The organism is uncultured Hymenobacter sp. (genome assembly GCF_964242765.1).
GTDB lineage: Bacteria > Bacteroidota > Bacteroidia > Cytophagales > Hymenobacteraceae > Hymenobacter.
The window spans coordinates 40,686-52,788 of record NZ_CAXTBM010000029.1 but is presented as its reverse complement, the minus strand read 5'-3'; the positions used below and the strand labels follow the sequence as shown (position 1 = coordinate 52,788).

At 57.2% G+C, this 12,103-nt stretch carries 7 protein-coding genes and 1 riboswitch; all 7 genes read right to left on the bottom strand.

Features of this window, described 5'->3' with window-relative positions:
* Positions 1-114 precede the first annotated feature (114 nt).
* Entirely contained in the window at positions 115-1,653 is a 1,539-nt protein-coding gene (locus tag ACFE7X_RS13640) for an N-acetylmuramoyl-L-alanine amidase (RefSeq protein WP_375436226.1), read from the bottom strand.
* Positions 1,654-1,733: 80 nt separating this feature from the next.
* Positions 1,734-2,273, bottom strand: coding sequence for a hypothetical protein (locus ACFE7X_RS13635; protein WP_375436225.1), 540 nt, complete (start codon positions 2,271-2,273; stop codon positions 1,734-1,736).
* A gap of 131 nt (positions 2,274-2,404) precedes the next feature.
* Entirely contained in the window at positions 2,405-2,989 is a 585-nt protein-coding gene (locus tag ACFE7X_RS13630; protein WP_375436224.1) for an energy transducer TonB, read from the bottom strand.
* A gap of 252 nt (positions 2,990-3,241) precedes the next feature.
* The gene (locus tag ACFE7X_RS13625) at positions 3,242-3,721 is read right to left on the bottom strand and encodes a tetratricopeptide repeat protein (protein WP_375436223.1); all 480 of its coding nucleotides are present in this window, start codon (positions 3,719-3,721) and stop codon (positions 3,242-3,244) included.
* 156 nt (positions 3,722-3,877) lie between these two features.
* Positions 3,878-4,834, bottom strand: a complete 957-nt coding sequence (gene metF, locus ACFE7X_RS13620) for a methylenetetrahydrofolate reductase [NAD(P)H] (protein ID WP_375436222.1) — start codon at positions 4,832-4,834, stop codon at positions 3,878-3,880.
* Between the two features lie 143 nt (positions 4,835-4,977).
* A complete protein-coding gene (gene metH, locus ACFE7X_RS13615) occupies positions 4,978-8,691 on the bottom strand; it encodes a methionine synthase (protein ID WP_375436221.1) in 3,714 nt (1,237 codons plus the stop codon).
* 72 nt (positions 8,692-8,763) lie between these two features.
* Positions 8,764-8,874: riboswitch (SAM riboswitch) on the bottom strand.
* A 305-nt stretch (positions 8,875-9,179) separates the two neighbouring features.
* Complete coding sequence (locus tag ACFE7X_RS13610; protein ID WP_375436220.1) at positions 9,180-11,891, bottom strand: M14 family metallopeptidase; 2,712 nt, start codon at positions 11,889-11,891, stop codon at positions 9,180-9,182.
* Positions 11,892-12,103: the final 212 nt, after the last annotated feature.

Here is a 12,103-nt window from a genome sequence, read left to right as displayed (position 1 = left end):
TTTCTACGCTGAATACTTTTAAACGCTCAACTATTTTTTGCTAAACTGGTATAGTTATTCTCCTCTCTTATCTGCTGTTTCGTGTACCTACCCTAATTGCGCTTTCCCAGGGCATTATTCTGCTTCCATCGCCGGTTGTTTCAGCAACCAGCCGCGGGGACCTCTCGCACGGTTTTGTTTTAGAAACACCTTAAGTCCGCGCGTCATGGCTTGCGCCATCTGCTGCTGAAAAGCAGAGCTGGTAAGGCGCTGCTCGTCGGCCGGATTGGAAACGAAGGCGGTTTCCACCAAGGCATTGGGATATTCGGTGGGCCCGTTCAAGCCGAAGTTGAAATTGCCAACCAAGCCCCATCCGGCCAGACCGGTGCCTTGCATCTGCTCGTAGAGCGCCGCCGCAAGGGGCCGAAAAGCCACGTAGCGGTAGAAAGCACTAGTGCCTTGTACAGCGGTGTTGGCCGCTGAATTGACGTGAATGCTTACCAACAACGCGGGTCGGCGCTGGCGCAGCAAGGTTACCCGGTCACTTATCTCAGCGCTGACATCGGCCTCGCGGGTCATTACGACGTGGGCACCGGCCTGTTCCAACTCCCGGCGCAGTTTCCGAGCAATGGCAAGCGTAAGGTCTTTCTCGCGGGCGCCGCTAGCACCGGTAGCGCCTACATTGGTGCCGCCGTGACCCGCATCGACGGCTACGAGCAAGCCGCGCAACCGAAGTTTGGCGGGTGGGCGCGTTACTTGCACCACCAGCGTGTTGCCTTGGTAGCCAAGGTGGTAGCCCCAGCTTTGGCGGTGGCGCAACGGAAGTACCAAACGAAAAACGTCGGGCTGCGGCTGCTCGTAATACACAGCTCTTAGCTCTTGCAAACCAGTGCGTTGGGTTATCCAGTTGGTGTTGGAAGTGGCCCCGAATACATCCACAATCAGCCGTGCCGGATTCTGAAGCAGTTGAGTGCAGTACGGTAGTCTTGCGCTGAGCGGCACCCGTACATAATCGTACAGCGAGTCGCCTTGGACGCTCCATGAACCGGTGAGGGAGGTAGGCACGAAGCCACCAAGCGGCAGCAACCGCACCATATCTTGTGGTACCCAGGCTTGCTGGCCAGTTGCTAGCTGCACCCGGTATAGCTCGCCCACGCGGCCCGTGAGGTGGAGCACCACTAACGAATCGAGGTAGCCGAGTTTGGCACCGCCTAGCCGGTCTTCACCCAGGCCATAGTTCAGGTAAGACAAGGCAGTGCGGGTTACAGCCAGTTGGGGTTCATTGGGGCTCAAGAAGCGCACGGTGTTCTTGCTGAACCCAATTTCCAGCACACTATCCGGCGTGAGCACCTGCACCTCAACAGGACGGTCACGCAGCGTGTCGCCGGGCTGTACCACGTAGGTGCCTTGGTATACACCGAGGTTGCCCTGGGTTTGAGTTGGGCTTAGCTCAAGCAGAGGTTGCCCGTTGAGAAAAGTAGCTCGAACTCCTGGCTGGGCGACGACGCGCACTTGAAGCCGGTCACCGGGGCTTAGCCACTGGTTGAGAGCTGGCACTGTTTCAACCACCGAAATAATAGGCGGTAAGGTTTGCGCCTGTCCGGTAAGCGTAAGCAATAAGCCGATGCTGCCAAGTAGCAACGCCCAGCTGAAATTCAAAACGCGTTTTAGCATACTTCTCATCTAGCCACAACTTTCTAAACGCAAAAGCCCCGCATAGGTCGGGGCTTGGCACACGAAGATGGCCTACTTCACTACGGCTGCTTCACCGCTTGGCCCAGATCTTTCACGTCGCGGCGGGTTTCCAGGGCCGTAAACTCGGTTTGCAGAGCCCGGATGTGCAGTTCGTCGCGCCCTTTCACATCGAGGCGAATAGCTCGGAACTGCGCGTTGAGGCGGCGGCTAATAGTGGTGGCATAATCCCAGTCGCGCTGCGTCCATTGCCGGTGCCGAGCCCGTACCTGCTGCATGAACTGCACAAAGGCGGGCTCAACGGTAGTAGGCGTGAGTTGCTCAATAGCCGAATAGCGGCCCAGAAGCTGGTTGGTGAACGTAGCCGTGGCGGTTTCATTCAGGGGTTGGCGGGTACGGGCCCGCGACACGGAATCGAAGCGGGCCGCCCGCCGGCCGGCCACCCGTAGTTTGGCAGCCGCCCGGTCGGCAACGGTGTCAAGTTTGCGGGCTTCCTGGCGGACTATTTCTTGCCGCTCACGTGGCGTAGAATCGCAGGCAGTAAGTGAAAAGGCCCCAAGGCATGCAACTGCCAATGGGCGGAACAAGGAGAACGGTTTCATGGCTCCAATGTACGCAACCCTGGCAGGTAAAGTAACAGACAGCAGAAGTTCCAGTTGCTAGAGCCCCGTGAACTGTGCCCGACTATAGACCTATGGCCTACTGCTTACGCTACTCCGCGGTGCATACCTGCTTACTGAGCTTTCTGCAACCGGAACGTGAACGGCAACTGGTACATCACCGGCACAGCCCGACCCGCTAAACGGGCCGGAACCCACTGAGATGGAATGCTTTGGCTAAGGCGCAATGCCTCCTCGTCGCAGCCGCCGCCAATGCCGTTTAGCACCTTGTGTTTCGAGGTTTGTCCCAACGTATCAATAGCAAACTGAATCACGACTCGGCCTTGAATATTGCGGTTTTGCGCTTCTTGCGGATAAGTCAGCTTGCTCATGTAGGAAGCTAATGCGGCTTCACCACCAATATAGAAAGGGGGTTGTTGCACATTGGTGCGAGTCCACTCGCCAGGTGTTAGCTCGGCGTCATAAGGCTTGTCCTCGATAGGACGATAGAACACCAGCTTTTTGGCGGTATGATCGTAGCGCTGCACTAGTACCTGGCGGCCGTCGCGGGTATAGCTGTAGTATTCCCACACCCCTACTTTCTGGCCTTTTTCTATCATCCCGCTTTCGTATTCGGTTGTGCGTTGTTTCTGTGCTTGCGCAGGGGTAGCCAACGCTAGCATCAAACATCCTATCAATAGTGCATACAAGTGTTTCATAGACTGGGTGGGTGAAGCCCTTGCAGCTGTTGAGGGGGGAATCAACGCGGGCTACAAAGAGCAACTTTTATAATTGTTTAAGTGCAAATAACTACCACATCATTTTACAACTATAATTCGCTTTGATTCTCGCTAATCTGCTTATAAACAAGCCGAACAAGCAATAATAATACGCGAATAGATTTGTTGAATTAAAGTGGTTGTTCGGAAATATACAAATAACAATGCGAGTGCACATACAAACACAGTGGATTATTCCTCTGACTCGCTGAATCGGTCTCGTAGCTCGCGGAGTTGACTTTGCAAGCCGGGCCAGTAAGGGCAAAGCTGTTCTAATCGTACGAGTACTCGTAGCAGGCCCCGATCATCATTGAGGGCACGAAGCATATTAGCCCACCCTGATAGGGCCCCAAAATGCCGTGGTTCTCGGCGCAATGTCTCGCGTATATCGGCTAGGGAAGCACGATATTCACCCCGCAAAAAATAAGCCGTAGCACGCTTGTTCCACCCTTCCGCATACGTTGGCTGCAAGTCAATGAGGGACGTGAAATCAGTGATGGCCTGCGTGTAGTTGCCGGCCGACAACGCGCGCATACCGGCTTCCAGGTGCTTGTCTAGACTGTGTTCTCCTGTGGTAAGCCAGAGTTGCCAGATGCCACCCTGCAAAGTTTCTATTTCAACTGGAGTTGTGGCTTCCCGCAGGCGCACAAACAGTTCATCAAGAGTCGACATAGTTGAGTACTAAGTGAATAAAACAGCGCGCCAGGTAGCGCGGTACAGACAACTTCTTTGTACGAGAGCGTAGTGATTCTTATTGAATACCCGCTCTTCTGAAAGAGGTTGTTTGTACCGCGCTACCTGGCGCGCTGGCTTAGCTTATTTAATTGGCTAGAACAGTTCCTTGGCCACTCGCCGGATGGACTCTGACTTGCCCATACTGTAGTAGTGTAGGCTCGGCACCCCGTGAGCCATCAACTCTTTCGATTGATTGATGCACCATTCGATACCTACCTGACGAGCGGCATCATTGTCGCGGCACTGGCTGATGGCTTCCACTAACGGCTCCGGCAGGTTCAGGAAAAAGGTGCGCGGCAGCATCGTGAGCTGGCTTTTGGTTGTGAGCGGCTTCAGGCCCGGAATGATGGGCACAGTAATACCAGCTTCGCGGCAGCTTTTCTCGAACTTAAAGAACTGCTCGTTGTCGAAAAACATCTGCGTGACAATGTAATCTGCGCCCCGGTCTACCTTATGGCGCAAGTAGCGGATATCGGCGCCGTAGTTGGGCGCTTCGAAGTGTTTCTCGGGGTAGCCCGCCGTGCCGATGCAGAAGTTGGTAGCCCAGGTGTCATCCTGCTTCTCGTCCAAGTATTCGCCGTGGTTCAACGACTTCACTTGTCCGATAAGGTCGCTGGCGTAGGCGTGCCCGTCTTCATGAGGCTTGAAGGCTCCTTCCGACTTGATTGGGTCGCCGCGCAGCGCCAGCACCGAATCGATGCCAAGGAAGTGCAGGTCGATAAGGGCGTTTTCGGTTTCTTCCTTCGAGAAGCCACCACAAATCAGGTGGGGCACCGTGTCTACATCGAAGCGGTTTTTGATGGCCGCGCAAATCCCAACCGTGCCGGGCCGCTTGCGCACCGTCTTCTTCTCCAAAAACCCATTCGGATGCTGGCGGTACACGTACTCTTCGCGGTGGTAAGTCACGTCGATAAACGGCGGCTTGAACTCCATCAGCGGCTCGATATTGCTGAATAGGTTCTGGATATTCTCGCCTTTTTTCGGTGGCAGCACCTCGAACGAAAACAAGGTTTTACCGTTGGCGCGGGTTAAGTGTTCGGTTACTTTCATAGGGTGGGCACCACCCCGGCTCCTTTAGAAAAAGAGCCGGATGGTGAGGGTGTAGCTTAAGACTTAGCTCCGGCTAAGTGCAGTAGGATGTATTTGGTTCTGGCACCCCTTGCCCGGAGGGAAGGGATCAACAAGAAAAACTCTTACAGCGCAGTCACGGGCACTGCTGTTGGCTCGTAGTTCAAATTGGGCATCAGCCAGCGCTCTAGTTCGGGTAGCGGCATGTTTTTGCGCTGGGCAATATCAGCTACCTGATCTGCCCCTATCCGGCCCAAGCCGAAATAGCGTGAATCGGGATGCGCGTAATACAGGCCGCTAACCGACGAAGCCGGGTACATGGCCAAGTTTTCAGTGAGACTAATGCCGGTTTTGTTTTCAGCATCAAGCAGTTGGAAGAGCGTGATTTTCTCGGTGTGGTCGGGACAGCCGGGGTAGCCGGGCGCCGGACGCACCCCTTTGTACTTCTCTTGAATCAAGTCTTCGTTGGAGAGGTTTTCAGCGGGGTCGTAGCCCCAGAACTCTTCCCGCACCCGCTGGTGCAAGCGCTCAGCAAAGGCCTCGGCCAAGCGGTCGGCCAGGGCTTTCATCATGATGCTGGAATAGTCGTCGTGGTCGGCTTCAAACTGTTCCAGGTGCTTTTCGATGCCGATACCCGCCGTTACGGCAAAGCCCCCGATGTAGTCAGCCCGGCCGGTTTCCAGCGGCGCCACAAAATCGGAAAAAGCCAGGTTAGGCACCCCAGCAGCCTTCTCGCTTTGCTGACGCAGGGTGAAGAACTCGGTGGCTACTTCGGTGCGGCTGTCGTCCTTGAACACCTGAATGGTGTCGTAATCTACGGTGTTGGCGGGCCAGAAGCCGATAACTGCGCGGGCCGTGAGCAGCTTCTCGTCGATGATGCGCTTAAGCATGGCTTGCGCGTCGTTGAAGAGCTGGGTGGCAGCTTCGCCCACGTTCTCGTCGGTGAGGATGCGCGGGTAGCGGCCTTTTAGCTCCCAAGTCTGGAAGAAAGGCGTCCAGTCGATGTACGTGGCTAGTTCGGCTAAGTCGTAGTCTTCCAGTGCTTTGGCACCCAAGAAAGTAGGCTTGGCAATGGGCGTCGTTTCCCAGTTAGCCTTGAAGCCATTCTCGCGGGCATCCTCAATGGAAAGGTAGTTTTTGTCGCGCTGACGGCCGGCGTAGTCTTCCCGCAACTGGCGGTATTCGTCGTGCACCGTGCGGGCGTATTCGTCTTTGGCGGAACCAAGCAAGCCGGCTGCTACACCCACACTGCGCGAAGCGTCGTTGACGTGCACAATGGGCCCCGAATAGTTGGGCGCAATCTTTACGGCGGCGTGTAGCCGCGACGTAGTAGCACCACCGATTAGCAACGGCGTTTTCAAGCCACGCCGCTCCATTTCCTGCGCCACATACACCATCTCGTCAAGGCTGGGCGTAATCAGGCCGCTTAGCCCGATAACATCGACTTGCTGCTTCACGGCTTCGTCCAGAATCCGCTCTAGCGGTACCATCACGCCCAAGTCCACAATGTCGAAATTGTTGCAGGCCAGCACCACCCCCACAATGTTTTTGCCGATGTCGTGCACGTCCCCTTTCACGGTGGCTAGCAGAATCTTGCCAGCCGTTTGGCGTTCCTGCCCGCGCTTGTCGGCCAGCAGATACGGCTCCAAGTAAGCTACGGCCTTCTTCATCACCCGCGCTGATTTTACCACCTGGGGCAGGAACATTTTGCCGGCGCCAAACAGGTCGCCCACCACATTCATGCCGGCCATCAGCGGACCTTCAATCACCTCCAACGGGCGGCTAACTTGCTGCCGCACTTCCTCGGTGTCCTGGTCGATGAACTCGGTGATACCACGCACCAAGGCGTGCTGTAGACGTTCCTGTACCGGCAAGCTGCGCCAGGCATCGGCTACTACTTCCACTTTGTCCTTCTGCTTTACCGTTTCGGCAAAGTCCACGAGGCGCTCCGTAGCATCGGGGCGGCGGTTGAGCAGCACGTCCTCACAGAGTTCAAGTAGGTCTTTAGGAACTTCATCGTACACGCCCAATTGGCTCGGGTTCACGATGCCCATATCGAGGCCGGCCCGGATGGCGTGGTAGAGGAACGCCGAGTGCATGGCTTCGCGCACGACGTCGTTGCCGCGGTACGAGAAACTGATGTTGCTGACGCCACCGCTGGTGAGGGCACCGGGCAGGTTCTGCTTGATCCAGCGGACGGCCTCGATGAAGTCCAGCGCGTAGTTGCGGTGTTCTTCCATACCGGTGCCTACGGTCAGGATATTCGGGTCGAAGATGATGTCCTCGGCCGGGAAACCGACTTCGTTTACCAGAATGTCGTAGCTGCGCTGGCAGATTTCAATACGCTTCTCATACGAGTCGGCCTGGCCGTTCTCATCGAAGGCCATGACCACCATAGCGGCGCCGTACTGGCGCACCGTGCGGGCGCGCTCTTTGAACACTTCCTCGCCTTCCTTCAGCGAAATCGAGTTGACAATGCTCTTGCCTTGCACGCACTTCAGGCCGGCTTCGAGCACACTCCACTTCGAGGAGTCTATCATCACCGGCACCCGCGAAATATCGGGCTCGGAGGCAATCAGGTTCAGGAAGGTGGTCATGGCCTGCTCGGAGTCCAGCATGCCTTCGTCCATGTTTACATCAATAATCTGAGCGCCGCCTTCTACTTGGTCGCGGGCCACTTGCAGGGCCTGCTCATAGGCGCCGGTCCGGATGAGGCGGGCAAACGCGCGGCTACCCGTCACGTTGCACCGCTCGCCCACGTTCACGAATAGGCTTTGCTCGGTGATGCCGAACGGCTCCAAGCCACTTAGGCGCGTGGCGGGCGTTACCTCCGGCAACGGCCGCGGCTCGTACTTGTCGGCCAGTTTGGCTAGTTCGGCAATGTGCTGCGGCGTGGTACCGCAGCAGCCACCCACCACCGTTACGAGGCGGTCGGAGAGGTAGCCTTCCACGACGCCTGCAAACTCCTGCGCCGACTCGTCGTAGCCGCCGAAAGCGTTGGGCAGGCCCGCATTGGGGTAAGCGGAAATATGCACGTCGGCAATGCGGCTTAGCTCTTTCACGTACACCTTGAGCTGGTCGGCTCCGAGGGCGCAGTTTAAACCCACGCTTAGCAGCGGCAAGTGGCGGATCGAGTTCCAGAAAGCTTCCACCGTCTGCCCCGACAGGGTACGGCCGGAAGCGTCGGTAATCGTTCCCGAAATCATGACGGGCACCACCCGGCCGCCTTCATCGAAGAATTTCTGCACTGCGTAAAGGGCCGCCTTGGCGTTGAGCGTATCGAAGATGGTTTCGATGAGCAAAGCATCGGAACCGCCATCAATGAGGCCGCGAACCTGCTCGTGGTAGGCCGTAGCCAACTCGTCGAACGTCACGGCCCGGAAACCGGGGCGGTTGACGTCGGGCGAAAGAGAGGCCGTGCGGTTGGTTGGTCCTACGGCGCCGGCTACGAAGCGAGGCTTGGCGGGGGTTTGCGCTGTAAACTCGTCGGCTGCTTCTTTGGCCAGGCGCGCCGATTCATAGTTCAGCTCATACACAATGTCTTCGAGCCCGTAGTCGGCCTGCGCAATGGTGGTACCACTGAACGTGTTGGTTTCCACCATGTCGGCTCCAGCCGCGAAATACTCGGCATGAATACCCTTGATGATATCGGGCCGGGTGAGGCTGAGCAGGTCGTTGTTGCCCCGCAGAGGCTTGGGGTGATTGGCAAAGCGGGTGCCCCGAAAGTCGGCCTCTTCCAGCGGATGCCGCTGAATCATGGTGCCCATGGCTCCGTCGAGCACAAGTACACGCTGTTGAAGGATGGCGTAAAGCGGGGAGTCGGGACAGTGCGTTTTCATAGGTTTCTCTTTACAGAATGCCGTCGTTGAACCAGCTCATCCAGAAAGAGAAAACTGCGGGCGCAGGTTCCGTACTTATCTTCTTTCGCCGCAGAAATAGGACGAAATGGGAGTTGGCACCTTGTTTTACTCAGGTTGCCAAGACGTCGTAGGGCCCAGTCCCTCGGTCTTTCTGGATAAGTGACTCAGCAAAGGTACTAGCCAAGTTGTCAGAAAGCAACAAGCCGACCTATGAGGATAGGTCGGCTTGTTTAAAATTCGGGCAGCGCTTTTCAAGAATTCAAGGAATAACGAATTAGCTTATCGGAATGCCCTTTAATCTTTCTTCACGCAGTTGGGAACGGACTTACCGTCTTTCTTTTTCATTTCATCCTTTTCGTATCCTTTCCAGCGAGGATCTTTACTTTTCGGAGGCTACTTTCTTCTTGGTCCTAATGTTTTCCGATTAAGTGAATACGACAGATTGGCCTACGTCCTGGGTTATCCGGCTACTCCTCGCTCGCTGGGGGTGGGCTGGCCCGCATCAGTTGCCCAAAGAATATGCTGTTGAGAAACAGCTTGTTGGTGCCGTACCAGAAAGCACGAAAGTTGGGATTATCCACCAGGGAAATAATTCGGCCGGCCCCCACGTCGGTAATATCCACTGCGGCGGTGCTGCGCAGCTTCAGCTCGTTGGCTTTGGAAATAAAGCCACTGGCCAGCGGACGGGCAGTATACATGAGTGGGTTGGAGTAGGGACCAGCGGAACGCTCCATAAAGACGGTATGGTCCCGGAACAGAAACACATCGGGACTGTCGTAGCCGTAGCCAAGCGGGTGCGTTAGGTCAAGGCGGGCGTGGAAGATGGCCCCCGTAATTTCCTGGGCGCTGGCCGTGTTGCGCATCCCCACGTACGGTCGTTGCGGCAACGGGCTAGCAGGTGCCGCCGGCGCGACTACAGCCCGGCCCGGCCTAGGCAAAACCGATGGAGCAGCGGTAGCGCTGGCCGGGGCAGTTGGGCTGGCGGCGCCGAGCACAGGCGCCGTTTCTGGGGCAGGCGGCGTGGGGGCCGGACTAGTAGCCTTGAACTTACTGGTTGATAAGCCGTTGTCGGCTAGCCATTTGGCGCCGCGGCCCAGTGCCAACAGGGTGTTGCCGCGCTGCACCCAGGCCCGCAACTTTTCGCGGGCCGCGGCCGATATCCCGGCATACGTGCCGTCGGAAGCCACCAGCACGGTGTAGCGGTCCAGGTTCACCCGGTCCAGGGTTTCAGGAGCTACTAGGCTGGGCGTCATGCCGAAGCGGTTATCCAGCAGGTGCCAGGCTTCGCCCACGTCGGTAGGACTCACGCCGGGCCCGGCCAGCAGCATAATTTCCGGCTTTTTCAGAGTTACCAAGTTCACGCTGCCCAGCTTCAGCCCCTGCGTCGACAAGCCCGTGGTGATGCCCACCACGTCGAGGCCGTTGGCTACGGCAACCTGCTGCATGAGGGTGTAGAGCGTATCGGCGGACATGGTTTGCAAACCCACCGGCACTAGAATGCTGCCGTAATCCATCTTCCGCTCTCCTACGTAAAAAGGTTCAGTCGCCACTTTCACGGTCAGCTTGCGGGCTAGCAGCGTGTTCAGCGCGCGCGGGGCGTAGTAGCCGTGCCAGCTGAAGGCGTAGGCATACGCGGACTTGTCGCCGAGCACCTGGCCCGTGGGGAAACTTACGCTGTCGAGGCGCGCACCCAGCAGCCGGCCCGCCGACGCCTTGGTTACGGCGGCCATGTTTAGGCCGAAGGCCCGGGGCAGCGTCCAGGCCGAGATGTCGTAGAAAATGCTGTCCTGAAACGTGCTGCGCTCCTCAAACATGGCCTGAATCAGGCGAAACTGCGGTTGGTCGGTGGGCACCACGTAGGCATTGGCGGGGCTGAAGGTGTAGCCGTTGAGCTTAATGGGCGTTTGGGGGCGGTACACCGCAATCTGGTGCTGCCGGATAATGCGGGCCAGCTCGTAGGCGCGGGCCGGGTCTTGGTCGGTCCCGAACAGATAGGCCCGCACGTTCTGGCCGCGGGCTTCGCGGACCGCCTTCTGGTAGAATTCGCGCTGGTAGTTCAACAAGTCTACCCGCAAGGCCTGCACCGCCTCAATAGACGACAACGTGGTAGCCACTTGGTTGCGGATGGTGAAAGGAAAGCGCAACACGCCATTCACGCTCTCCTGGGCGTGCCCGCGCGAACTGGCCTGCTCAAACAAAATGCCTACCGCGCCGTTCACGTCGGGGTAGGTCGAGCCCTTACCGTAATAGAAGTCGTCGTAGTTTTCCTCGGTGAAGTAGAGGGAGCCCATCTTGTCCAGCGCTTTGGCATGGTAAGCCCCGATTTTCTGGGTAAGCTCGAAGTTGCGGACCGGGGTGAGCGGATGCTTGCGCGAGGGTACGCCGGGCTGGAAAAAGAACGTGGAATTCGTGCCCATTTCGTGGTGGTCGGTGAGCAGGTTGGGTTTCCAGTCGTGAAACTGCCGGAGCCGGCCGCGCGACTCGGGGTGCTGGAGGGGCAGCCAGTCGCGGTTCAGGTCAAACCAGTAGTGATTGAATCGGCCGCCGGGCCAGACCTCGTTCTGCTCCAGATTGGCGGGGTCGGTTACCAGATTTGCGCTGCGGCGCGCGTTCACCCAGCCCGAGTGGCGGGTCAGGCCATCGGGGTTGATGCTAGGGTCAACCAATATCACCGTGTTGCGCAGCACTTCCTCGATGGCCGGGCCCTGCGCGGCGGCTAGGTAATACACCGCTAACAGCGAAGCGTTGCTGCCGCTGGGCTCGTTGCCGTGGACGCTGTAGCCCATCCAGAACACGGCCGGCATCTTACTCACGTCCAGCTGGTTGGAAACGGCAGGATCGGTTAATTTGTGGTGCTCAGCTTTGATCTGAGCGATGTTGCGTTGGTTTTCCGGGGCCGTAATAGTGAGCAGCAGCAACGGCCGGTGCTCGTGGGTGCGGGCGTATTCGGTAATACTGACCCGGTCAGAAGCCGCGTCTACGGCCCGCAGATAGGCTAGCAACTGGTCGTGGCTGATGTGCCATTCGCCCACCTCGTAGCCCAGCACGGCGGCCGGCGTCGGAATAGCGGGGTTGTAGGCTATAGCTTGGGGCAGGAAATAAGCCAGATTTGATTTGGTCTGGGCCTGGCCCGCGAGGGTTACCACAAACGCTAGCAACAAAGCGTAGTATTTCTTCATAAAACCAGTGAGTTTGCTTCCAGAGCCGAGTCCTATAGCTGCTCTGCGTTCTGGCAGCGCCTTAAAAATTAGGAAGTGAGCAACGAAAATGTTCTTGACAGAAACAGCCGGATAGGAGGCGCCAGCCTTATCAACTCTGTTGGCTGTAGCCGAATGGATTGCAATAATATTACAACATCTTACTGCATACATCCAATTCTCAAGTTTCCCAT

What these genes read in the sequence shown, in the direction of transcription:
- ACFE7X_RS13635 (WP_375436225.1), bottom strand. Translation starts at nt 2,273, where the DNA reads ATGAAACCGTTCTCCTTGTTCCGCCCATTGGCAGTTGCATGCCTTGGG.
- metH (WP_375436221.1), bottom strand. Translation starts at nt 8,691, where the DNA reads ATGAAAACGCACTGTCCCGACTCCCCGCTTTACGCCATCCTTCAACAG.
- ACFE7X_RS13625 (WP_375436223.1), bottom strand. Translation starts at nt 3,721, where the DNA reads ATGTCGACTCTTGATGAACTGTTTGTGCGCCTGCGGGAAGCCACAACT.
- metF (WP_375436222.1), bottom strand. Translation starts at nt 4,834, where the DNA reads ATGAAAGTAACCGAACACTTAACCCGCGCCAACGGTAAAACCTTGTTT.
- ACFE7X_RS13640 (WP_375436226.1), bottom strand. Translation starts at nt 1,653, where the DNA reads ATGCTAAAACGCGTTTTGAATTTCAGCTGGGCGTTGCTACTTGGCAGC.
- ACFE7X_RS13630 (WP_375436224.1), bottom strand. Translation starts at nt 2,989, where the DNA reads ATGAAACACTTGTATGCACTATTGATAGGATGTTTGATGCTAGCGTTG.
- ACFE7X_RS13610 (WP_375436220.1), bottom strand. Translation starts at nt 11,891, where the DNA reads ATGAAGAAATACTACGCTTTGTTGCTAGCGTTTGTGGTAACCCTCGCG.